Below are 22,461 nucleotides of genomic sequence, written 5' to 3'. Positions count from 1 at the left end.
ACCCCATCATTTCAGGTGCGCTGTGACGGTTCGGGGTCGGATCGGTGAACAAGTTCGGCGTGTCGAAGCCCGCCACAACTGTGACCGTCAGCCGATCTGGGTGGGAGACAGGAATTCCACTGCTGTTATTGGCTACAGTTCGTCAGGTGCCGATCTATGCCGCTTACGGGTCCAACATGGACTCGACGCAGATGCTGGAACGCTGCCCGCATTCGCCCATGTCCGGGACCGGGTGGCTGGAAGGTTGGCGCCTGACCTTCGCCGGTGACGACATCGGCTGGGAAGGGCCGTTGGCCACCGTCGTCGAGGATCCGGGCTCCCGGGTATTCGTCGTCCTCTACGACGTCTCCCCCGAGGACGAGGAACGCCTCGACCGCTGGGAAGGCTCGGACTTCGGTATCCACAAGAAGATCAGGATCCGGGTCACCGGCACCCAGGGCGAGTCCCGGCTGGCGTGGCTGTATGTCCTCGACGCCTACGAGGGCGGACTGCCGTCGGCGCGCTACATCGGCGTGATCGCCGACGCGGCCGAGAAGGCGGGCGCCCCAGAGGATTACGTCCACGCCCTGCGCACCCGCAACAGCAAGAACGTCGGCCCCGGCGCCTGAGCTCGTCCGCCTCTCCGCGAATTCTGGCCGGACTCACCGGCCGCTGACTTTCTCGTCGGCGGCCGGCGGTCGTGGGACTCAGCCCGTACCCGGTGAGTTACCCGTGTGCTTCGGTGCTGCTCACGCCTGAAGAATGATGTTCGTGAGGGTCCGCACGCCCACGGCCAGGGCTCGCTCGTCGATGTCGAACGTGGGCTGGTGCAGGTCCAGTTGGTCGCCGGTGCCGGACCAGACGCCCAGTCGGGCCATGGCGCCGGGAACTTCCTCCAGGTACCAGGAGAAGTCCTCGCCGCCGCCGGACTGCGGGGTGTCGGCCAGGGCGTCGGGGCCCATCGCCAGAACCGCGTTCTCGAACATCAGGGCCGAGGTGGGGTCGTTGACCACCGGGGGCACGCCGCGCTTGTAGTTGAGCTGGTAGCGCACGCCGGTCGGCGCCAGCAGGCCGTCGACGATCTCGCGGACCAGCGGTTCCAGCAGCAGCCAGGTGGCGTGGTCGCCGGTGCGGACGGTGCCGGTGAGCATGCCGGTCTGCGGGATCGCGTTCGGCGCCTTGCCCGCGCTGACCGCGCCCCACACCATGACGGTGCTGGTGCGCGGATCCACCCGACGGCTCAGCAGCCCGGGCAGGCCGGTGATGACCGTGCCGATCGCGTAGACCAGATCGCTGGTCAGGTGCGGGCGCGAGGTGTGCCCACCCGGCGAGTCCAACACCAGCTCGACGGTGTCGGCGGCCGAGGTGATCGCCCCGGTCCGCAGGCCGACCTTGCCGACCTCCAGCCGGGGGTCGCAGTGCAGCGCGAAGATCCGGTCGACGCCCTGCATCGCCCCCGCGGCGACGACGTCGAGCGCACCGCCCGGCATCACTTCCTCGGCGGGCTGGAACACCAGCCGCACCCCGACCGGCAGCGTGTGCTCGGCCTCGGCCAGCGCCAGCGCGGTACCGAGCAGCACCGTGGTGTGCGCGTCGTGCCCGCAGGCGTGCGAGACGCCCGGCACGGTCGAGGCGAAGCTCAGACCGGTGAACTCCTGCATCGGCAGCGCGTCCATGTCGGCGCGCAGGGCGATGCGCCGCGTGCCGGTCGGCCCCAGATCGCAGATCAGGCCGGTGCCGCCGGGCAGTACGTCCCAGCTCAGACCCGCTTTGGTCAGCCACCCCGAGACGAACTCGGTGGTGGCGAACTCCGCGCGCGACAACTCGGGGTTGGCGTGGATGTGCCTGCGCCATTGCACGAGGTCGGCGGTGTGCTCGGCCAGCCACGCGTCGACGATCTCCGCTCCTGGCATATCGGTTCGTTCGGTGTCCGGCATGGTCGGACAGACCGCGTTCTCACGCATCATCGAGTGGGCTCCCACGCCCATCGATAGCGCGTCGGCGCCTGCGCGCGCGGTGCCCGAATAGCCGGAAATGCTCACCGAATGTCCTCCTGTCGTTCGACCAGCCGTTGCAACAACCTGTCCCTGTGTACTTCATCGCGCGCTATCGCGACAGCGGTACGCGCCAGTGCGCGGGCGCCGTCGAGCACCGCGCGATCGGCCGAGGCGTTCACCGCGGCGGCGGCGAAGTCCGGCTGATGGGTCACCGCGCCACCGGCGTCGATGCCGATCACCGGGTGGATACCGGGGATCACGTTGGTGACGTTGCCCATGTCGGTGCTCCCGAGCGGACGCAGCACCTCGAGCTCGGGCGCGATCGGCACCCTGCCCAATCCGGTGATCTGCGCGCGGTAGACAGCCGAGAGAACCGGGTCGGGGGTGAGCTCGGTATAGGTGGGCGCGAGCGTCCGTATGTCGTGAGTGCAGCCGGTTGCCAGGGCGCCCGCCTCGAAACACGCCTTCGCTCGTCGCATCAGGTCGTCGAGTGACGCGGAATCGGCCGCGCGGAGGTAGTACAGCAACTCCGCCCGTCCGGGCACGATGTTGGGGGCTACGCCACCGTCAGCGACTATACCGTGCAGTTGCTGGCCAGGGCGCAAATGCTGGCGCAGCAAGCCGACGGCAACCTGGGTCAGGGTCACCGCGTCACCGGCGTTGCGGCCGAGCTCCGGTGCGGCACTGGCGTGCGCCTCGCGGCCGTGGAAGACGATCGACAGGTCGGCCAGGGCCAGTGAGCGCGCGCCGACGATGTCGGCGGGGCCGGGGTGGACCATCATCGCCATCGCGATGTCGTCGAAGGCGCCCGCCTCGAGCATCAGGACCTTGCCGCCGCCACTCTCCTCGGCGGGCGTGCCGAGCACGACGACGGTCAGACCGAGCTGATCGGCGACCTCGGCCAGTCCGATCGCGGCGCCCACCGCGGAGGCGGCGATGATGTTGTGCCCGCAGGCGTGCCCGATCTCGGGCAGCGCGTCGTATTCGGCGCAGATACCGACGGTCAGCGGGCCGCTGCCGTAGACGGCGCGAAAGGCCGTCGGCAGGCCCGCGACGCCGGTGGTGATCAGAAAACCGCGCTCGGCCAGGGACGCGAGGATCTTGGCGACGCTGCGCGTCTCGGCGAAAGCGAGCTCGGGTTCGGCGTGGATCGCGTGCGAGAGGCCGATCAGCTCCTCCGATGCCGCGGCGATCGCGGCATCGGAGGCGGTGGCCGAGAATTCGCCGGTGCGCGAGGGTGCCATACCCCCCAGTCTCGCATCAGCGGCGGTCCGGGGCGCACCGGCGCGGGAGTCAGCTGCCGAACGGCAGGTTCTCGGCGGTGACCGGGGTGGCCAGCGCGGCCAGGGTCTCGGCGTGCAGCGCGGTCTTGATGATCGGGGTGATCGGCTTGCGCAGGCTGGTCAGCGCGGCGGCGCGCCCGATCGCGGCGGGCAGCACCTCCTCGGCGTCGGCCTTCGCGTCCACGATGCCCGCCGCGATCGCCTCGTCGGCGGCGAAGCGGTGGCCGGTGGTCATCGCCTGCACGCACACCTGGTTGCTCAGCCGGCCCTTGAGCAGGCCGTTCATGCCGACGGTGAAGGGCATGCCGAGGTGCACCTCGGGCAGCGACCAGAAGCCGCGGTCACCGCGCATCACACGGAAGTCGTGCGAGGAGGCCAGCATCGCGCCCGCGCCGAACGCGTGGCCGTTGATCGCGGCGACGGTGGGCATCGGGAAGGTCAGCAGGCGGGTGTAGAGGGTGTGCACCCGGTCGAGGTAGCCGTGGATCTTGTCCAGGTTGCCGAACAGCCAGTCGGTGTCGAGACCGTTGCTGTAGTACTTGCCGGTCGCCACCGTGACCAGCGCGGCAGCACCCTCCGACGCCTCGACCTCGTCGAGGGCGGCGTGGAAGGCATCGATCCAACCCGGCGAGAAACGGTTCTCGTTGTCGGTCTCCCCCTCGTTCCCGAGGTACAGGACGAACACATCACCGGAGCGCTCCAAATACGGCATGACGGGAAGAATAAACCGCAGCTGGGCACTTACCTACCAACGGGTAGCCTCCGCCCGCCAACGGATAGCGTCCCGCCCGCCCGACCCCGCACCCCCGACCTCGAGGAGGGGCGGCCGCGCAGCGGCCGGTTCGCGGCCGGGTCGCCGGTCAGGCGCCGCGGCGCACGCGACGAGGGAGCAAGCCGCGGCGCCTGACCGGCGACCCCTCGGGGCCGCGAACACGCGGCGCCCGCGCCGCATAGACTCAGCCCATGCTTGCCGAACAGGCCGCTCAGGCGATCGCCGAACGTACGGGAGTGCCGCGTCATCGCGTGGCCGTGGTGCTGGGATCGGGGTGGCAGGAGGCAGCCGCCGAGATCGGCGCGCCGCACGCCTCGATCGCCATGCCGGAGCTACCCGGCTTCGGCAAACCCAGCGCGCAGGGCCACGGCGGCATGGTGCATTCGGTCACCGTCGACGACAACAACGTGCTGCTGCTGATGGGCCGTCAGCACCTGTACGAGGGCTACACGCCCCAGCAGGTGGTCCACCCGGTGACGGCGGCGATCGCGGCGGGGGCCGAGATCGTGCTGCTCACCAATGCCGCGGGCGGGATCAGGCCCGGCCTGCGGGTCGGTGAGCCGGTGCTCATCGCCGATCACCTCAACCTCACCGCGCGCACGCCGCTGGAAGGCGCCCGCTTCGTCGACCTGGTCGATGCCTGGGACCCCGAACTGCGCGCCCTGGCCAGGGAGATCGACCCCAGCCTGACCGAGGGCGTCTACGCCGGGCTCACCGGCCCGCAGTACGAGACACCCGCCGAGATCCGCATGCTGGCCACGATCGGCGCCGACCTGGTCGGCATGTCGACGGTGCTGGAGGCGATCGAGGCGCGCTCGCGCGGCGCGCGGGTGCTCGGCATCTCGCTGGTCACCAACCTCGCGGCAGGCGTCACCGGTCAGCACCTGTCGCACGCGGAAGTGCTCGCCGAGGGCCAGGCCGCCGCGCCTCGGCTCGGCAAGCTGCTGCGCGGGATCCTGGAGCGCGTGTAGATGTTGCGCTTCGGGACCGCGGGCCTGCGTGGACCGCTGCGCGAGGGCCCGGACGGCATGAACGTGACCACCGTGTCGCGGGCGAGCGCCGGTGTCGCGGCCTGGCTGCGCGAACGGTGCCTGGGCGGCGGCGCGGTCGTCGTCGGGCGCGACGCCCGGCACGGCTCGGCCGAGTTCGCCACCGCGACCGCCGAGATCTTCACGGCCGCGGGCTTTCCCGTGACGCTGCTGCCCGAGCCGGTGCCGACGCCGGTGGTGGCGTTCGCGGTCCGGCAGCTGGGCGCGGTGGCCGGGGTGCAGATCACCGCGTCGCACAACCCGCCCGCCGACAACGGCTACAAGGTGTACCTCGACGGCGGGTCCCAGCTGATCGCGCCCGCCGATACCGAGATCGAGCGGTGCATCGAGGCGGTGGGCGACCCGATCGCGCGCGAGCCGGTCTCCCCGTCCGGCGCGGAACTGGTCGACCGCTACCTCGCGCGCGTCGCCGAACTGCCCGGCGTGCTCGGCGGCGCGGGCGAGCGGGCTCCGGTGCGGATCGCGCTGACCGCGCTGCACGGCGTCGGCGGGGAGCTCGCGGTGCGGGCGCTGGCCGCCGCCGGATTCACCGACGTGCACGTCGTCGACGAGCAGTTCGCCCCCGACCCCGACTTCCCGACCGTCGCGTTCCCGAACCCCGAGGAACCCGGCGCGGCCGACCTGCTGCTGGCACTGGCCGAACGGGTGGACGCCGATCTGGCGATCGCGCTCGATCCCGATGCCGATCGCTGCGCCCTCGGCGTGCCCGGCCCCGCCGGCTGGCGCATGCTGCGCGGCGACGAAACAGGTGTGCTGCTGGCCGATTACGTCCTGCGCACCGCCACCGGCGACCCGCTGGTCGCCACCACCCTCGTCTCCTCGCGACTGCTGTCGAAGCTGGCCCCGGCCCGATCGGCCCGCTACGCCGAGACCCTCACCGGCTTCAAATGGCTGGCCAGGGCGGGCGAAGGGCTCGTCTACGCCTACGAGGAAGCCATCGGCCACTGCGTCGACCCGGCCACCGTCCGAGACAAGGACGGCATCTCCGCCGCCGTCGCGGCCGCCGACCTCGTCGCCCTGCTGCAGGCCGAGGGCCGCACCCTCCAGGACGAACTCGATTCCTACGCGGTCGAATTCGGCCTGCACGCGGGCGATCAGGTCTCCCTGCGCCTGCCCGACCAGGCCGCCGCGAGCGCCCTCGCCGCCGCCCTGCGCGCGAACCCGCCCAGCGAGATCGCCGCGACCCCGGTGAAATTCACCGACCAGTCCCAGGTCCGCGGCCGGATGCGCACCGACGCCCTGATCTTCGACGCCGACGACTTCCGCATCGTCGTGCGTCCCTCGGGCACCGAACCGAAACTCAAGTGCTACCTGGAGGTCTTCGCCCCGGTCCCGGACCCCACCGCCCTTCCGCAGGCCCGCACCGCCGCGGCCCACCGCCTAGCCGAACTGGCCGACTACTGCCGTTCCCTCGACACGGGGACGCGGTGATCGAGAAGCACTGCACTCATTGCGGCGGAACTGTTCTGCGCCTCGGCAGGCTGGAAGGTACTGGAAGCAATGCCGAGGCCGAGACTCGATGGCTGGAAGGTCCATTCCAGAGCGGCTCTTACGGCGGCACGAGGCGCTCCCGTAAAGCGGCCGTCGATGTCGACGCCTACCGATGCGTCGCTTGTGACCACCTCGAGCTGTTCGTTCGGAACGACTGACGCGCAGGCCGCGTCACCGGGTTTCGCGCACCTGCGGGCGGTCGAACAGTTCACGATCCGCCGGTGGCATCTCGGCGATCGGCAGTGGCGATGTTGAGCGGTGGCCGCGCTCGATCGAGCACTGCCGGAACGGCCCCGACGACGAGAGCAGCACGCGGACATGCGGATCCGCGTGATCGAGGAACCACACGCTGAGGCCGAACCCGCCGCCGAGCCGCAGTTCCTCCCAGGCTTGCCATAACGCATCGAGCCGGACCAGCGCACCGGCGTGCCGCCACCATTCCGGGCACCAGTGCACCTGCTCGCCCGGCCGGTATCCCACGGTGTCACCGACCAGCCCGGCAAAGTACCCCGAGACCCACTCCAGCACATCGGCGTAGACCCGATCGACCGGTTCGTCCCCGCTGCTGTCCGCACTCCCCATAGAGGCAGAATGACACAGATCGGCCGGTCAGTGACAGGATTTCAGCGCGGTCCGAACTGGCGGTCGCCCGCGTCGCCGAGGCCGGGGACGATGTAGGCGTTCTCGTTGAGTTTCTCGTCGACGGCGGCGGTGACCAGACGGACAGGTAGGCCGGAGTCGGCCAGGGCGGCAACACCTTCGGGCGCGGAGACGACACAGACGGCGGTGATGTCGGTGGCGCCGCGGGCGACGAGGAGTTCGAGGGTGTGGCGCATCGAGCCGCCGGTGGCGAGCATCGGATCGAGGACGAACACGGGCAGGCCGCTCAGGTCGGCGGGCAGCGATTCCAGGTAGGGCACCGGCTGATGGGTCTGCTCGTCGCGGGCGATGCCGACGAAACCGACCCGCGCCTGGGGCACGAGATCCGCGGCGGCGTAGACCATGCCGAGCCCGGCGCGCAGCACCGGAACCAGCAGCGGCGGCGCGGCCAGCCGCACGCCTTCGGTGACCGCCACCGGCGTGTCGATCGGCTCACGCACGACGGGCGCGTCGCGCAGCGCCTCGTACATGAGAATGCCGGTGAGGTCGCGCAATGCCGTGCGGAACGCGGCGTTGTCGGTACGGGCGTCCCGCATGGTGCTCAGCAGGGTCGCGGCCAGCGGGTGATCGACGGTGTCGGTGCGCATGAAAAAACGATAGGGTCACCAGGCGCTCCGGGTGCGGCTGCTGGGGAAATTTTCGCGGTCGAGGGAACCGAATGCGGCCTCGGTGCGTCCAAGCAAGAGAGTGACGTACTCTGCCCGGGAACTCGAGGATTGGGGGAAGTTCGATGACTAAGATGTCGGCCGATGCGGAGGGCATCGTCGCCTACAGCGCGACCGCCGGGGTCATGTCCACCGACCTGGCGACGGCGGTCGCCGGATCGATCGCCTCGGCCCCCGGCTTGCTCGGCCCGATCATGGGCCTGATCGGCGGCGATTTCGTCGCCGCGTACTCGGCGGCGCACGCCGGCCATGTGGCCGCGATCGGTCAGCTCTCGGCGGTCATGGCGAGTATGAGCGCGGCGACCGCGAGCGCGGCGACCACCCTCGTCGACACCGACGCCGACTTCGCGGGCGGGCTCGGCTCGGCGGGCGAGATCGGCACCGAGGCATGATCGACCTCAGCGGACTGGCCCAGCCCCTGCTGGATCTGCTGTCCAGCTTCGGCACCGGGGTGCTGGGCACCGGCGGCGCGTCCGACGGGCTGCGGTCCACCTCGACCAACCTCGACCAGATCTACGAGCTCGGCCGCAACAGCATCAACAACGTGAACACCGCGTGGGACGGCATGGCGGTCGACGCCGCCACCTCCAAGGCGCTGCGCGTGCAGACCTCCTCGGCCACCCTGTCCGACACCGGCAACGAGATGGCGACCGTCGTCGACCAGGCCGCGGCCTATGTCGAGACCGGGCAGAAGGATCTCGACACCATCGTCAATTCCTTCCTCGCCGACGTGTCGGCGCTCAGCCCCACCCTGGCCACCCCCGCGGGCCTGGTGGCCGTGGTGAGCTCGGCGATCGACCACATCGGTCAGGGTCTCGGCGTCGTCAGCCGGGTGGAGGAGGAGCTGGGCACGCAGACCGCGGCGATCCAGGAGCTCACCCCGGCGCCGTCGAGCACGTCACTGGCGAGCACGTCCTCGGGCATCTCCAGCCTCGCGTCCTCGGCGTCGAGCCTGCTGTCGGGCACCGGCGGTTCGGTGCTCAGCGCCGTGTCCTCGGGCCTGTCGAGCGCGCTGAGCGGTACCTCCAGCAGCTCGAAGTCGACCACCACCGGCACCACGACGAACAACGGCAGCAAGACCTCCACCGGGTCGTCGTCGGGCTCCTCGACCGGGTCGACCGGCACCGGCGTCAAGATCACCCTGCCCGACGGCAGCACCGTCGAGGCGCCCAACGAGGAGGCCGCGACGGCGGTGCGCTCGGCGATCAGCGCCGTCGGCACCCCGTACGTCTGGGGCGGCAACAGCCCGGGCTCCGGCATCGACTGCAGCGGCCTGACCCAGTACGCCTACGGCGAGGCAGGGGTCGAGCTCCCCCGGCTCGCACAGGAACAGCACATCGGACATCCTCAGGTATCCCCCGGTGACCTGATGCCGGGCGATCTGGCCGTATGGGACGGTCACGTCGCCATGGTGGTCGGCAACGGGCAGCTCGTCGAGGCAGGCGATCCCGTCTCGATCAGTTCCATCCGAACGGAGAACAGTGGCATGGAGTTCTACGGCTTCTACAGGCCTACCGCATGACCGGCACGCCGATCCCCGAGGTTCCCAATGTGGAGTCCGCGGTCAGCACCAACCGGTCCGGCACCATCTCGGTCCGCGCGACCAGCATGGGCCTGCCGATCGCGATCAAGTTCGAACGCAGCGAGTACCAGTACGGCGCCCAGGCGCTGGCCGATGAGATCCTGCGTCTGACCAGGCGCTCGACCATCGCCGCCGCGGCCCGCCTGCGCGAGATCTACAGCGAGCAGGCCGAGATCCCCGATCACCTGCTGGACCGGATGAACCTGCCCACCCGGCGCCAGGCGGTCGACGAGCTCGATCGCATCGACGACGCCGACACCGGTCAGACGAGTTGGATGAGGCCACTGTGAGCGCGGAAATGGATGCCCTGGTCGCCGGGGTGACCGGAAAACTCGAGGCGCTGGAGGCGGCGCTGTACGGGTTGAAGCAGGTCAACGGGCGATTCACCACCGAAGACGGACTCGTCACCGCCGAGGTCAACAGCGACGGCGCACTGGTCGCGCTGTCGCTGGACGAGGGGATCACCGCGCTGGCGCCCACCGAGGCCGCGCAGCTCATCTTGACGGCGTGCAGGCAGGCCACCGAGACCGCCGGCGCGGCTCGTTCCAACATCATTGCGACACTGAACGAATCGCTCACCGGGTCCGCGCCGCAGGGCTCGGAGCAATTAGCACCCGGGCCGGATAGTGCCCGGCGCTGAAGGTCGATAGGCTTCGCGTCATGGCTTCTGGAGACATCGTCCCGATCGAGCTCGGTCTGACCGATGGCGATCTCGTCACCCTGTGGGCACCGCGCTGGCGCGACGGTGACGACGAGTGGGAGGCGTTCCTCGGTCACGAGGACGACCTCTACGGATTCGAGTCCGTTGCGGAGCTGGCGGCGTTCATCCGCACCAACTCCGACAACGATCTCGTCGACCACCCGTCCTGGGCGATCATCGCTGGTCTCTCGGCCGCCGAGCTGGAGCCGGAGGAGAACTTCAGCTTCGATCTGGTCGCCGTGCCCGAGCTGGCGGCGGGCGACCCGGACGTCGATGTCGTCGGCGAGCTCGAGGACACCCTGGCGATGGTGCGCAACATCGGCGAGGTGTGCGAGCTCGACGTGGTGACCAAGTTCTTCGGGTCCAACCCGGTACTCGGCGCGCTGGCCAGCGGGGCGAGCACCTTCGTCGGCCGCGACGGCGAGGAGCTGTGGGACCAGGTCGGCGCGGCCATCGTCAAGGGCTGGGACGACGTGCTCGACGCGATCGACGGTGTCGTCAGCACCCCCGAGGTCGACGCGGCCGCGGTCGCCGTCGCCGAGGCCGAGCTGTTGGCCGCCGAGGAGAACGAGGTCGACGCCGACGACGTGGCCGAGGAGGACGAGGAGTTCGAGAGCGTCGACCTCGCCGCCGAGGACGACGACGAAGAGGACGAGGACGAGGACGACTCCTTCTGGCACGAGGTCGGCATCGACCCGGTCAAGATCGTCACCTCCGACGGCGAGCACTTCACCCTGCGCTGCTACCTCGACGACGAGCCGATCTTCCTCGGTGACGGCCGCACCATCACCGTGTTCGGTTCCGAGCGCGCGCTGGCCCGCTACCTGGCCGACGACCACGAGCACGAGCTGGCCCGGGTCTCCACCTTCGCCGAGGTGCAGACCGCGGCGGTGGACGGTTCGCTCGAGGTCGAGGTGACCGACGAGAACGTCTACGTGCTCACCGGTCTGGTCGACGACCTGGCCGAGGGCCCGGAAGCGGTCGATATCGAGCAGCTCGACCTGGCCGTCGAACTGTTCAGCGACGCCGCCGACTACGCCGACGACGACAGCGTGGATCAGGCGCTGGCACAGTCGAATCCGCTCGGCTGGTACGTCTCCTACCTGCTGAACCCGGACCCCAACCGGATGGCGCCGAACCCGCCGTTCGCCGCGGAGGCCCAGCAGTTCCGCGACCTGCAGCGCGCCTTCGAAGCGCGGCTCACCCAGGAATAGCGCCCGACGACACAGGGGCGGTGCCGATCCGGCACCGCCCCTGTTCGCGTTTCACCCGAGCAGTACCGCGTAGCCCGGTTTGATCACTTCATCGATGATCTTCAGCCGATCGGGGAACGGGATGAACGCCGACTTCATGGCGTTGATGGTGAAGCGCTCCAGGTCGGACCAGCCGTAGCCGAAGGTTTCCACCAGCTTGAGCATCTCCGCGCTCATCGTGGTGTCGCTCATCAGCCGGTTGTCGGTGTTGACGGTGACCCGGAAGCGCAGCCGTGCGAGCAGGTCGAACGGATGCTTGTCCAGCGAGGGCACCGCGCCGGTCTGCACATTCGACGACGGACACAGTTCCAGCGGGACGCGCATGTCGCGCACGTAGTTGGCGACCAGGCCGAGTTGGGCGTCCTCGATATCGCCGGGCACGGTGATGTCGTCGGTGATGCGCACGCCGTGGCCGAGCCGATCGCAGCCGCAGAAGGCCAGCGCCTCGTGGATCGACGGCAATCCGAACGCCTCACCCGCGTGAATCGTGAAGTGCGCGTGGTTGGCTCGCAGATACTCGAAGGCGTCGAGATGGCGGGTGGGCGGGAAGCCCGCCTCGGCGCCCGCGATGTCGAAGCCACCGACCCCGCGATCGCGGAAGCGCACGGTGAGCTCGGCGATCTCCCGGGATCTGGCCGCGTGCCGCATCGCGGTGAGCAGACAGGTCACCCGGATGACCTCGCCCCGCTCGGCCGCGATCGCCTCGCCCTCGCGGAAACCGGCGATGGTGTGCTCCACGACCTCGTCGAGCGTGAGGCCCTTCTCCAGGTGCTGTTCGGGCGCGAACCGCACCTCGGCGTAGACCACGCCGTCGGCGGCGAGATCGATCGCGCACTCGCGGGCGACCCGCCGCAACCCCTCCGGGGTCTGCATCACGGCGACCGTGTGGGCGAAGGTCTCCAGGTATCGCTCGAGCGATCCGCTGTCGGCGGCATCGCGGAACCACGCCCCGAGACTCTCGGCATCGTCGGCGGGTAATTCGTCATAGCCGCAGTCCGCGGCCAGCTCTAGCACCGTCTCGGGCCGCAGACCACCATCGAGGTGATCGTGCAGCAAGGCCTTCGGTGCGCGTCGGATCGAAGCAAGGTCTAGGGGCGCCGGTCCAGTCATGTTTAGACGGTAGCCGCATGCGCCGATCCCGGCAGCGAACTTCCCGCGTGGCAACCGTCTCGTTGAATATCCGACCCGCGACGGACTATTGCGGGTCACCTGAGTCCGCCGGTTCGGTCGCCGATGGTGCGGTGTCTCAGCCGAACGGTGCCGCGGGCTCGCGCACCGTGTGCCCGGCCCGAAGCCGGCGTTCGGTACCCGGCAGTGCGGCGGTGACCAGCATGAACAAGAACAACACGGGCAGCGGCAACGCCAACAGGGGCAGTTCGAGCCCGCCGCAGATGATCGTCGCCACCATCCCCAGCGGGGCGCCGATGATCACCGACGTCCGCCCCCGGAACTGGTCGTCAGCCGATCCGGCCGAGGACCAGGTCCCCCGGCTTCGCCTCGGAGTCCGGTTCGACCGCCACCGCGTCCACGAGAGCGGCCAGAGCGCCGGCGAAGGCCTCCGGTGTCTCGGTGTGCAAGGTGAGCAGCGGTTGGCCCGCGACCACCGCGTCACCCGGCTTGGCGTGCATCTCGATCCCGGCGCCCGCCTGCACCTGTTCACCCTGACGCGCGCGACCGGCGCCGAGCCGCCAGGCGGCGGTGCCGACGCCCATCGCGTCGAGCCGGGTGAGGATGCCGCTCGATTCGGCCCGGACGACCTCGGTGTGGCGCGCCACCGGCAGCGGTGCGTCGGGGTCGCCGCCCTGCGCCTGGATCATCGCGCGCCACTGGTCCATGGCCCGGCCGTCGGCGAGCACGTCGGCCGGGTCGATGTGCAGGCCGGCCTGGGCGACCATCTCGCGGGCCAGCGTCAGCGTCAGTTCGACCACATCGGCGGGTCCACCGCCGGCGAGCACCTCCACCGACTCCGCGACCTCGAGCGCATTGCCCGCCGTCCGGCCGAGCGGGGTGTCCATCGCGGTGAGCAGCGCGACCGTGTTCACGCCCGCGTCCCGACCGAGCTCGACCATCACGGTGGCCAGCTCGCGCGCGTCGTCGAGGGTCTTGAGGAACGCGCCGGAGCCGACTTTCACGTCCAGGACCAGCGCCGCGGTCCCCTCCGCGATCTTCTTGCTCATGATCGAACTCGCGATCAGCGGGATCGACTCGACCGTGCCGGTGACATCGCGCAGCGCGTAGAGGCGCTTGTCGGCCGGGGCCAGGTCGGCGCCCGCCGCGCACACCACCGCGCCGATCGCGGGATCGGCCAGGATTTCGCGCATCCGCGGCACGGTGACATCGGCCCGCCAGCCGGGGATCGACTCGAGTTTGTCCAGCGTGCCGCCGGTGTGGCCGAGTCCGCGACCCGACAGCTGCGGCACGGCGGCACCGCAGGCCGCCACCAGCGGGGCCAGCGGCAGCGTGATCTTGTCGCCGACCCCGCCGGTCGAATGCTTGTCGACGGTGGGCCGGGGCAGGTCGGTGAAGTCCAGCCGGCTGCCCGAGCCGATCATCGCCGCCGTCCAGCGGGCGGTCTCGCGCCGGGTCATCCCCCGCCACACGATCGCCATGGCCAGCGCCGACATCTGTTCGTCGGCCACGATTCCCCGGGTGAACCCGTCGACCACCCAGTCGATCTGTGCGTCGGACAGCTCCCCGCCGTCGCGTTTGGTAGTGATGACCGATACCGCGCTGTGGCCGCCACTCCGCGTTTCCTGGCCGGACGCAGGCGCGGACGGACTCACGTCGGCGACCGGCGGCAGGTGGGTGGAGCGTTCGTTCGTCCCCGACGAGTTACCCATGTGCCCACTAAATCAGTGGTGACGGGCCTTTGCCAGTCCGACCGGCCGCCAGATCGTCCGGCCCGAACGCGTAGGGCAGCAGTTCGCTCAGCCGCTTGGGCCCCTCGGCGTGGTCGACGAGCAACTCCGCGCCGCCGTGCTCGAACAACAGCTGCCGGCAGCGTCCGCACGGCATCAGGATTTCGCCCCGGGAATCGGTCACCGAGACGGCTACAAGGCGTCCCCCACCCGAAGCGAATAAGTTACCGACGAGTACACATTCGGCACACAGGGTTAGCCCATATGAGACATTTTCCACATTGCAACCGCTCACAATTCCACCGGCCGCCGTGAGAGCCGCGGCACCCACCGGGAATCCCGAGTACGGGGCATACGCCGACCTCATAGCGCGAATTGCCATGTCATGCAAGGTATTCCAGTCGATTTCAGGCATCGCGAACCTCCAGCCGATCCCGCCGAACGCGTCGACAATCGGGCCTCCGCACCAGTATCCGGCATGGAGAAAGGTAAACCTAACTCGGCTGATTCGCACGCAACGCACGGCACGCCGAATTAGTTCCGCGAAACAGAGAGGATTAGAGTCAGCCGAAGATCGGTTCAGGTTCCCGGCGGCGGGCCAGCGCTCGCGAACACAGCGCAGCCACCTGGGCATTTGCCTCTCCACGCACGCCGGCGTCGGATCTGTGACCGGGTCCATCAACGACGTTGGAGGCACCGCACTCTATGACCACGATAGAAGCTCCGGCTCCGGCCCAGCCGAAGCGGAAGACGCTGTACCGCGGCGACCCTGGCATGTGGTCCTGGGCGCTGCACCGGATCACCGGTGTCACGATCTTCTTCTTCCTCTTCGTGCACGTGCTGGACACGGCATTGGTCCGGGTCAACCCGGATACCTATGACCACGCGATCGAGCTGTACAAGAACCCGCTGGTCGCGCTCATGGAGATGGGCCTCGTCGTCTGCGTGCTGTTCCACGCTCTCAACGGCGTCCGCGTGATCCTGGTCGACTTCTGGTCGCAGGGTCCGCGCTTCCAGAAGCAGATGCTGTGGATCGTGCTGACCATCTGGGTTCTGGTCTCCGCCGCCGGCGTCGGCCGCCAGTTCTTCTACCTGCTGACGGAGCACTGATATGTCTGCACCTGTCCTCGGCAAGTCCTACGACCGCCCGGCCAGCCTCGACGCTCCCCGCTCCCCCCGGGCCAAGTCGAGCAGCAATTTCGAGAAGTACGCGTGGATGTTCATGCGGTTCTCCGGCCTGCTGCTGATCGTGCTGGTGCTCGGCCACATGTTCATCATGCTGATGATCGACGGTGGCGTGAAGCGCCTGAACTTCGCCTTCGTGGCCGGTCGCTGGTCCAGCCCGTTCTGGCAGTTCTGGGACCTGGCCATGCTCTGGCTGGCACAGCTGCACGGCGGCAACGGTCTGCGGACCGTCATCGATGACTACTCCCGCAAGGACTCCACCCGGTTCTGGCTCAAGACCATCCTCGTGGTCTCGATGATCCTGGTGATGAGCGTCGGCACGTACGTCATCTTCACCTTCGACCCCAACATCACCGGTTAGGAACAGGCCACCTCGCATGAGTGAATCCCGTCCGATTCAGGAGCATCGCTACGACGTCGTCATCGTCGGCGCCGGTGGCGCGGGTATGCGCGCGGCGATCGAGGCCGGTCCCCGGGCTCGCACCGCGGTCCTGACCAAGCTGTACCCCACCCGCAGCCACACCGGCGCGGCCCAGGGTGGCATGTGCGCCGCGCTGGCCAACGTCGAAGAAGACAACTGGGAATGGCACACCTTCGACACCGTCAAGGGTGGTGACTACCTGGTCGACCAGGACGCCGCGGAGATCATGGCCAAGGAGGCCATCGACGCGGTGATGGACCTGGAGAAGATGGGCCTGCCGTTCAACCGCACGCCCGAGGGCAAGATCGACCAGCGCCGTTTCGGTGGCCACACCCGTGACCACGGCAAGGCGCCCGTGCGTCGCGCGTGTTATGCCGCCGACCGCACCGGTCACATGATCCTGCAGACGCTGTACCAGAACTGCGTCAAGCACGACGTCGAGTTCTACAACGAGTTCTACGTGCTCGACCTGGTGATGACCGACACCGAGCGCGGCCCCGTCGCCACCGGCGTCGTCGCCTACGAGCTGGCCACCGGCGAGATCCACGTCTTCCACGCGAAGTCGATCGTGTTCGCCACCGGCGGCTCGGGCCGCATGTACAAGACCACCTCGAACGCGCACACGCTGACCGGTGACGGCATGGCGATCGTGTTCCGCAAGGGCCTGCCGCTCGAGGACATGGAGTTCCACCAGTTCCACCCGACAGGCCTCGCCGGCCTGGGCATCCTCATCTCCGAGGCGGTTCGTGGTGAGGGTGGCATCCTGCGCAACGCCTCCGGTGAACGCTTCATGGAGCGCTACGCCCCCACCATCAAGGACCTCGCGCCGCGTGACATCGTCGCCCGCTCGATGGTGCTCGAGGTGCTGGAAGGCCGGGGCGCCGGGCCGAACAAGGACTACGTCTACATCGACGTGACCCACCTCGGCGAGGACGTGCTCGAGGAGAAGCTCCCCGATATCACCGAGTTCGCGCGCACCTACCTGGGCGTCGACCCGGTCAAGGAGCTCGTGCCGGTCATGCCGACCTGCCACTACGTGATGGGCGGTATCCCCACCCGCATCCGTGGCGAGGTGCTGCGCAACAACACCGACGTGGTCCCCGGCCTCTACGCCGCCGGTGAGTGCGCGTGTGTGTCCGTGCACGGCGCCAATCGGCTCGGCACCAACTCGCTGCTCGACATCAACGTGTTCGGCCGTCGCGCCGGCATCGCGGCCGCCGAGTACGCCCAGCGCACCGAGTTCGTCGAGATGCCGGAGAACCCGGCGCAGATGGTGCAGGACTGGCTGACGCTGATCCTGTCCGACCACGGCAACGAGCGCGTGGCCGACATCCGCACCGAGCTGCAGTACACGATGGACATGAACGCCGCCGTGTTCCGCACCGAGGACACCCTCAAGCAGGCCCTCACCGACATCCACGCGCTCAAGGAGCGCTACACCCGGATCACGGTGCAGGACAAGGGCAAGCGCTACAACAGCGACCTGCTCGAGGCCGTCGAGCTGGGCTTCCTGCTCGAGCTGGCCGAGGTCACCGTGGTCGGCGCGCTCAACCGCAAGGAATCGCGTGGCGGCCACGCCCGCGAGGACTACCCGGACCGCGACGACGTCAACTTCATGCGGCACACGATGGCTTACAAGGAGGGTCCGGAGCTCATCTCCGAGATCCGCCTCGACTTCAAGCCGGTGGTGCAGACCCGCTACGAGCCGATGGAGCGTAAGTACTGATGACTGCTGTAGCCGAACCCACCACGCAGAAGCCGGCGCCCGTTCCCGAGGGCTCGGTCATGGTCACCGTCAAGGTGGCCCGGTTCAGCACCGAGAACGACAAGGGCGCGTACTGGGATTCGTTCCAGGTGCCGGTCCTGCCGACCGACCGCTTCCTCAACGTGCTGATCTACATCAAGTCCTACCTGGACGGCACCCTCACCTTCCGGCGTTCCTGCGCCCACGGTGTGTGCGGTTCGGACGCGATGCGGATCAACGGTGTGAACCGGCTGGCCTGCAAGGTGCTGATGAAGGACCTGCTGCCCAAGGGCAACAAGACCCTCACCATGACCGTCGAGCCGATCCGCGGCCTGCCCGTGGAGAAGGACCTCGTGGTCGACATGGAGCCGTTCTTCGACGCGTTCCGTGCCGTCAAGCCGTACCTGATCACCTCGGGTAACGAGCCCACCCGCGAGCGCATCCAGTCCCAGCACGACCGTGCCCGCTTCGACGACACCACCAAGTGCATCCTGTGCGCCTGCTGCACCACCTCCTGCCCCGTGTACTGGAGCGACGGCAGCTACTTCGGCCCGGCCGCGATCGTGAACGCCCACCGCTTCATCTTCGACAGCCGTGACGAAGGCGCCCGCGAGCGTCTCGACATCCTCAACGACGTCGAGGGCGTGTGGCGCTGCCGCACCACCTTCAACTGCACCGACGCGTGCCCCCGCGGCATCGAGGTCACCAAGGCCATCCAGGAAGTCAAGCGGGCCCTGCTCTTCACCCGCTGATCTCCCCCGGTCTCGGCGAAGGCCGCCTTCATCTTTCGATGGAGGCGGCCTTCGTCGTTCACGGACGCCAGGATTCGCCACGAGTCCGTCCGCACGGTCCGCACCGGGTCGATCGGAGACCGGGCTGCGGGCACCGGACGGCCGCGTCTTGTTTCAGCGATAGGGAGCGGCCGCGTCGAGGACGGCGGTGCGGTACGCGCGGCCGAAGAGGATCGCGTGCACCAGGAGTAGCGGCAGGTTGTGGAGGGGGATGCGCGATCGCCAGTCGGGGGCCAGTGGGTGGGTGTCGTCGTAGGCGGCGACGATTCGGGAGAAGTGGGGAGCGCCGCCGAACAGGGTGAGGGTGGCCAGGTCGGTTTCGCGGTGCCCGCCGTGGGCGGCGGGGTCGATCAGCCAGGGAGTGTCGGCGCGGCTCCACAGGACGTTGCCGGGCCAGAGGTCGCCGTGGATGCGGGCCGGGGGTTCGTCCGGCGCCTCGATGCGGATCGATTCGACCAGTGCCGCGTCGGCGGCGTCCAGGCCGCCCGCGTCGACGGCGAGTCTCAGGTACGGCAGGATGCGGCGTTCGCGGAACCAGGTCGGCCAGTCGTCGCCCGGGGTGTTGTCCAGGGGGAGGCCCGCGAGGAATCCGGCCGGTCCGACGCCGCCTCGCCCGGCATCGAGCGAGGCGGCGTGGGGTGACACCGCCGCACCGAAGCAGGGCGCGCCCGCTCGATGGGTGGTGGCGAGCTCGCGCCCGAAGCGTTCGGCGGCGGCGGGACTCGGCTCGGCGTGCTCGATCCACTCCAGCAGCAGCAGTTCCTCGGTGACCGCGTACACCTCGGGCACCGCGACCCCACCCGCCTCGCGCAGCCAGCGCAGACCGTCCGCTTCGGCCGCGAAGAGACCGGCGGGCGCGGCGGTGGCCGCCGCCGTCGGCGCGGCGGACGCGCCACCCGGCCAGGTCTTGAGGAACAGATGGGTCCCGTCGTCGAGCACGATCCGCTCGGCGACGCTGATCGAGCCGCCCGGCACGGGCGTCGTACGCAGGCGCTGGTGCGCGAGGAAGGTCGGCAGCAGATGCGGGTTCGCGCGCAGAAACGGCAGGTCCACGCGGCCATCTTGCCGAGTGGGCGGCGGTCGCGGTCGGCGAACCGCGCGAATCTCCTCGACACATTTTGTAAACAGGTATTACTAAACGCTGTTCATAAACGGGTCGGACGTGGTTACATCGTCGAGAACGTGTTCCACATCACGTTGTGACGTCCGCGCACCGGACCGGAGGAGATAGCCGTGACCAGCACCAACATCCCCGCGGGGTTCGATTTCACCGATCCCGACCTGCTCGCCAGCCGACTGCCGATCGAGGAGTTCGCCGAGTTGCGGCGGACCGCGCCGGTCTGGTGGTGCGCCCAGCCGGACCGCGCCAGCGGGTTCGACGACGGCGGCTACTGGGTGGTGTCCAAGCTGGCCGACATCAAGGAGATCTCGAAGAACCCCGACGACTTCTCCTCGCACGAGAACACCGCCATCATCCGGTTCAACGAGGAGACCACCCGCGAGCAGATCGACATGCTCGGCAACATGCTCATGCTGAACCTGGATCCGCCGCAGCACACCAAGATCCGGCGCATCGTGTCCAAGGGGTTCACCCCGCGCGCGGTGGAGAACCTGCGCGCCGCGCTCACCGAGCGGGCCGAACGGATCGTGTTCGACGCCAAGCGCGCGGGACGCGGCGACTTCGTCGAACAGGTGGCCGTCGAGCTGCCGCTGCAAGCGATCGCCGAATTGCTCGGCGTGCCGCAGGAGGACCGCCGCAAGATCTTCGACTGGACCAACCAGATGATCTCCTACGACGATCCGGAGTTCGAGGGCAACCACCACACCGCCACCGCCGAGGTGATGGGCTACGCCTGGAACATGGCCGAGCAACGCCGCGGTTGTCCCGCCGCCGACATCGTCACCCAGCTGGTGAACGCCGATGTCGACGGTGAGCACCTCGGCTCCGACGAGTTCGCCTTCTTCGTCATCCTGCTCGCCGTCGCGGGCAACGAGACCACCCGCAACTCGATCACCCACGGCATGAAGGCCTTCGTCGACAACCCCGCCCAGTGGGAGCTCTACAAGGAGCAGCGCCCGCGCACCGCGCCGGACGAGATCGTGCGCTGGGCGACCCCGGTGACCGCGTTCCAGCGCACCGCCACCCGCGACCTGGAACTGGGCGGACAGCAGATCGAGAAGGGCCAGCGGATCGGGTTGTTCTACAGCTCGGCCAACTTCGACGAGGAAGCCTTCGCCAACCCGTTCGAGTTCGACGTGCTGCGCAACCCCAATCCGCACGTCGGCTTCGGCGGCACCGGCACCCACTACTGTGTCGGGGCGAATCTGGCCCGCCTGGAGATCGACCTGATGTTCAATGCCATTGCCGACGCGATGCCGAACCTGCGCCAGGTCGCCGACCCGGTGCGGCTGCGCAGCGGCTGGCTCAACGGCATCAAGCGCTGGGAGGTCGAATACGCTTGAACCGAACCATGATCGAGGGGGTGGCCGGGTGACGGGAAAGGCGCGTGGCCGCGCGCCCGTGGTGACCGATGCCGATATCCGGCGGGTCGCCCGGGCGCTGCTGGCCGCCCAGGGCCCGGACGCGGTCACCCTGCGTGCGATCGCCCGCGAGCTCGGCGTCACCGCGCCCGCGCTCTATCGGCACTACGCCTCGCGCGACGAGCTGATCGAGCGGTTGCGGGTGGAGTTCTGCACCGACCTGGCCGCGTTCCTCTCGGCCGAGATCGCGGTGCTGCCCGACGACGGCGCGGCGCAGTTCCTGGCCATCTGCCGCGGTTTCCGGCGGTGGGCGCTGGCCAATCCCCGGGAGTTCACCCTGGTGTTCGCCTCGCCCACCGCCGGCCGGTCGATGATGCGCCGTTTCGACGAGCCCTTCGGCCGGATCTTCCTCGCCGCGGCGGGCAGGCTGCTGGTGAGCTTCGAGATCGCCACCCCGCCCGGCGAGACCATCCCGGCCGCGCTGCGCGAGGACCTCGTCGCCTTCCAGACCGATCTGCTGGCCATGCTCTCGGAGTCCGGCCAGAAGTTCCCGGCCGAGAAGCTGGACCTGGGCGTCACCTATCTGATGGTGCAGATCTGGGCTCGGCTCTTCGGCCACGTCACCCTCGAGGTGTTCGGCAACTACCCGATTCCGCTGGCCGATCCGGAGATCATGTTCGACGCCATGCTGGCCGACCTGGCCCGCACCACCGGTTTCGCCGACCGATGATCAGCGGCCGGCCGCGAACGCGATGATCGCCGCGGCGAGGTCGGCCGGGTGGGTGAGAGCGAGGCCGTGGTCGGCCCCGGCGAGCAGCACTGTTTCGGCTCGCGGGAACCAGGTGGTGATCAGCTCGGCGACCTCGGCGAACCACGGACCGCTCGCCGTCGCGCCGAGGTAGAGCACCGGCGCCCGGACCCGGGCCGCGTCCGCGGCGGTGAACGACCAGCTCAACAGCGCGGGCAGATCGGTGGCGAAGAAGGTGCCCGCGTCGGCCGCCGCCTGCTTCTCGGCGCCGGGCAGCTGCTGGTCCAGCAGCTCGCGCCAGCCCGGCCCGCTGATGATGCGCATCAGACGGTCCAAGGCGACCGCGCCGCCTTCGTGCCGGTACGCGCGATGGAGTTCGGTAGTGACGGAACGGAATTCGGCATTGTGGACCGGTGGTGGCTCGATCAGGGTCAGTGAGCGGACCCGCTCCGGCACGTCGGCCGCCAGCTGCAAGGCGACGGCACCGCTGTAGGAGAGCCCGAGCACGTGCGCGGCGTCGATGCCGAGCGCGGTGAGCAGGGCCGCGCAGTCGCGCGCGTCGCGGCCGATCGAGCCGGGACCGGTGACAGGATCGCTGCCCGCGTAGCCCCGGCGGTGGTAGCGCACCGTGGTGAACTCGCCGCCGAGTGCGGCCGCCAGCGGCGCGCATTCTTCGGCGAGCAGCCCGGTCTGGATCAGGACGAGGGGCACGCCGCGGCCGCCGACGATCACCTCCAGGCCGACCTCGCCCACGCGCACCACGCGGACACCGCCGGGCGGGCTGGGCATGACGGCCACCTCG

General features: G+C 69.2%; 25 protein-coding genes. 14 read left to right on the top strand and 11 right to left on the bottom strand.

Annotation, left to right across the window (positions count from 1 at the left end; all coding sequences use genetic code 11):
• Positions 1–146: 146 nt before the first annotated feature.
• On the top strand, positions 147–608 hold the full coding sequence (locus Q7X29_RS07685) for a gamma-glutamylcyclotransferase (RefSeq protein ID WP_218717701.1): 462 nt from the start codon (positions 147–149) through the stop codon (positions 606–608).
• Positions 609–728: 120 nt separating this feature from the next.
• Here the strand turns inward: Q7X29_RS07685 and Q7X29_RS07680 are convergent, their stop codons facing one another.
• The 3 genes from Q7X29_RS07680 to Q7X29_RS07670 all read right to left on the bottom strand — a co-directional run bounded on the left by Q7X29_RS07680 (position 729) and on the right by Q7X29_RS07670 (position 3,971).
• Positions 729–1,892 (bottom strand): M20 family metallopeptidase, encoded by a 1,164-nt coding sequence (locus Q7X29_RS07680; RefSeq protein ID WP_218717707.1) that lies wholly within the window; start codon positions 1,890–1,892, stop codon positions 729–731.
• Positions 1,893–2,017: 125 nt separating this feature from the next.
• Positions 2,018–3,220 (bottom strand): M20 family metallopeptidase, encoded by a 1,203-nt coding sequence (locus tag Q7X29_RS07675; protein WP_316573635.1) that lies wholly within the window; start codon positions 3,218–3,220, stop codon positions 2,018–2,020.
• Positions 3,221–3,269: 49 nt separating this feature from the next.
• Complete coding sequence (locus Q7X29_RS07670) at positions 3,270–3,971, bottom strand: enoyl-CoA hydratase-related protein (RefSeq protein ID WP_316573634.1); 702 nt, start codon at positions 3,969–3,971, stop codon at positions 3,270–3,272.
• Positions 3,972–4,222: 251 nt separating this feature from the next.
• Here Q7X29_RS07670 and Q7X29_RS07665 point away from each other — a divergent pair, with 251 nt between their 5' ends.
• Positions 4,223–5,002, top strand: a complete 780-nt coding sequence (locus Q7X29_RS07665; protein WP_218717698.1) for a purine-nucleoside phosphorylase — start codon at positions 4,223–4,225, stop codon at positions 5,000–5,002.
• Positions 5,003–6,511, top strand: a complete 1,509-nt coding sequence (locus Q7X29_RS07660) for a phospho-sugar mutase (RefSeq protein ID WP_316573633.1) — start codon at positions 5,003–5,005, stop codon at positions 6,509–6,511.
• A 231-nt stretch (positions 6,512–6,742) separates the two neighbouring features.
• Here Q7X29_RS07660 and Q7X29_RS07655 read toward each other — a convergent pair whose 3' ends face one another.
• Positions 6,743–7,153 carry a DUF4913 domain-containing protein gene (locus Q7X29_RS07655; protein ID WP_316573632.1) on the bottom strand — a complete coding sequence of 137 codons (411 nt, stop codon included), beginning with the start codon at positions 7,151–7,153 and terminating at the stop codon, positions 6,743–6,745.
• Positions 7,154–7,194: 41 nt separating this feature from the next.
• The gene (gene upp / locus Q7X29_RS07650) at positions 7,195–7,818 is read right to left on the bottom strand and encodes a uracil phosphoribosyltransferase (RefSeq protein WP_218717695.1); all 624 of its coding nucleotides are present in this window, start codon (positions 7,816–7,818) and stop codon (positions 7,195–7,197) included.
• Positions 7,819–7,961: 143 nt separating this feature from the next.
• Here upp and Q7X29_RS07645 point away from each other — a divergent pair, with 143 nt between their 5' ends.
• From Q7X29_RS07645 to Q7X29_RS07625, 5 genes are read left to right on the top strand one after another with little or no spacing between them, the layout of a single operon-like run.
• Positions 7,962–8,288, top strand: coding sequence for a type VII secretion target (locus Q7X29_RS07645; RefSeq protein WP_218717694.1), 327 nt, complete (start codon positions 7,962–7,964; stop codon positions 8,286–8,288).
• Positions 8,285–9,418: a C40 family peptidase gene (locus Q7X29_RS07640; RefSeq protein ID WP_316573631.1), complete on the top strand. Its 1,134-nt coding sequence runs from the start codon at positions 8,285–8,287 to the stop codon at positions 9,416–9,418. The genes Q7X29_RS07645 and Q7X29_RS07640 overlap by 4 nt, the downstream gene beginning before the upstream one ends.
• Positions 9,415–9,768, top strand: a complete 354-nt coding sequence (locus Q7X29_RS07635; RefSeq protein ID WP_218717692.1) for a hypothetical protein — start codon at positions 9,415–9,417, stop codon at positions 9,766–9,768. The genes Q7X29_RS07640 and Q7X29_RS07635 overlap by 4 nt, the downstream gene beginning before the upstream one ends.
• Positions 9,765–10,118 carry a YbaB/EbfC family nucleoid-associated protein gene (locus tag Q7X29_RS07630; RefSeq protein WP_316573629.1) on the top strand — a complete coding sequence of 118 codons (354 nt, stop codon included), beginning with the start codon at positions 9,765–9,767 and terminating at the stop codon, positions 10,116–10,118. Before Q7X29_RS07635 ends, Q7X29_RS07630 begins: the two co-directional genes overlap by 4 nt.
• Before the next feature lie 20 nt (positions 10,119–10,138).
• Complete coding sequence (locus Q7X29_RS07625; RefSeq protein ID WP_218717691.1) at positions 10,139–11,392, top strand: primosomal protein; 1,254 nt, start codon at positions 10,139–10,141, stop codon at positions 11,390–11,392.
• Between the two features lie 51 nt (positions 11,393–11,443).
• On the opposite strand, the gene Q7X29_RS07620 is transcribed toward Q7X29_RS07625, so the two are convergent.
• The 4 genes from Q7X29_RS07620 to Q7X29_RS07605 all read right to left on the bottom strand — a co-directional run bounded on the left by Q7X29_RS07620 (position 11,444) and on the right by Q7X29_RS07605 (position 14,704).
• On the bottom strand, positions 11,444–12,541 hold the full coding sequence (locus tag Q7X29_RS07620) for an adenosine deaminase (RefSeq protein WP_218717690.1): 1,098 nt from the start codon (positions 12,539–12,541) through the stop codon (positions 11,444–11,446).
• A 136-nt stretch (positions 12,542–12,677) separates the two neighbouring features.
• The gene (locus tag Q7X29_RS07615; protein ID WP_316573628.1) at positions 12,678–12,863 is read right to left on the bottom strand and encodes a hypothetical protein; all 186 of its coding nucleotides are present in this window, start codon (positions 12,861–12,863) and stop codon (positions 12,678–12,680) included.
• Between the two features lie 25 nt (positions 12,864–12,888).
• Entirely contained in the window at positions 12,889–14,271 is a 1,383-nt protein-coding gene (locus tag Q7X29_RS07610) for a thymidine phosphorylase (RefSeq protein WP_218717688.1), read from the bottom strand.
• Positions 14,272–14,278: 7 nt separating this feature from the next.
• On the bottom strand, positions 14,279–14,704 hold the full coding sequence (locus tag Q7X29_RS07605) for a cytidine deaminase (protein WP_218717687.1): 426 nt from the start codon (positions 14,702–14,704) through the stop codon (positions 14,279–14,281).
• A 290-nt stretch (positions 14,705–14,994) separates the two neighbouring features.
• Between Q7X29_RS07605 and sdhC the strand changes: the two genes are divergently transcribed.
• From sdhC to Q7X29_RS07585, 4 genes are read left to right on the top strand one after another with little or no spacing between them, the layout of a single operon-like run.
• On the top strand, positions 14,995–15,399 hold the full coding sequence (gene sdhC / locus Q7X29_RS07600) for a succinate dehydrogenase, cytochrome b556 subunit (RefSeq protein ID WP_218717686.1): 405 nt from the start codon (positions 14,995–14,997) through the stop codon (positions 15,397–15,399).
• Between the two features lies 1 nt (position 15,400).
• Entirely contained in the window at positions 15,401–15,835 is a 435-nt protein-coding gene (locus Q7X29_RS07595) for a succinate dehydrogenase hydrophobic membrane anchor subunit (RefSeq protein WP_218717685.1), read from the top strand.
• 16 nt (positions 15,836–15,851) lie between these two features.
• Positions 15,852–17,621 carry a succinate dehydrogenase flavoprotein subunit gene (gene sdhA, locus Q7X29_RS07590; protein WP_255587496.1) on the top strand — a complete coding sequence of 590 codons (1,770 nt, stop codon included), beginning with the start codon at positions 15,852–15,854 and terminating at the stop codon, positions 17,619–17,621.
• Positions 17,621–18,391, top strand: coding sequence for a succinate dehydrogenase iron-sulfur subunit (locus Q7X29_RS07585; protein WP_218717684.1), 771 nt, complete (start codon positions 17,621–17,623; stop codon positions 18,389–18,391). Before sdhA ends, Q7X29_RS07585 begins: the two co-directional genes overlap by 1 nt.
• A 153-nt stretch (positions 18,392–18,544) precedes the next feature.
• Here the strand turns inward: Q7X29_RS07585 and Q7X29_RS07580 are convergent, their stop codons facing one another.
• Positions 18,545–19,483: a fructosamine kinase family protein gene (locus tag Q7X29_RS07580; RefSeq protein ID WP_316573627.1), complete on the bottom strand. Its 939-nt coding sequence runs from the start codon at positions 19,481–19,483 to the stop codon at positions 18,545–18,547.
• A 180-nt stretch (positions 19,484–19,663) separates the two neighbouring features.
• On the opposite strand from Q7X29_RS07580, the gene Q7X29_RS07575 reads away from it, so the two are divergent.
• Positions 19,664–20,893 carry a cytochrome P450 gene (locus Q7X29_RS07575; RefSeq protein ID WP_218717682.1) on the top strand — a complete coding sequence of 410 codons (1,230 nt, stop codon included), beginning with the start codon at positions 19,664–19,666 and terminating at the stop codon, positions 20,891–20,893.
• A gap of 28 nt (positions 20,894–20,921) precedes the next feature.
• The gene (locus tag Q7X29_RS07570; RefSeq protein ID WP_218717681.1) at positions 20,922–21,641 is read left to right on the top strand and encodes a TetR/AcrR family transcriptional regulator; all 720 of its coding nucleotides are present in this window, start codon (positions 20,922–20,924) and stop codon (positions 21,639–21,641) included.
• Here the strand turns inward: Q7X29_RS07570 and Q7X29_RS07565 are convergent, their stop codons facing one another.
• Positions 21,642–22,448 carry an alpha/beta fold hydrolase gene (locus Q7X29_RS07565; RefSeq protein ID WP_316573626.1) on the bottom strand — a complete coding sequence of 269 codons (807 nt, stop codon included), beginning with the start codon at positions 22,446–22,448 and terminating at the stop codon, positions 21,642–21,644. It abuts the gene before it with no gap.
• Positions 22,449–22,461 lie beyond the last annotated feature (13 nt).

The organism is Nocardia canadensis, from assembly GCF_032656385.1.
GTDB classification, from domain to species: domain Bacteria; phylum Actinomycetota; class Actinomycetes; order Mycobacteriales; family Mycobacteriaceae; genus Nocardia; species Nocardia canadensis.
The sequence above is the reverse complement of the archived record's forward strand: the minus strand, read 5'-3'. Positions and strand labels throughout refer to the sequence as shown.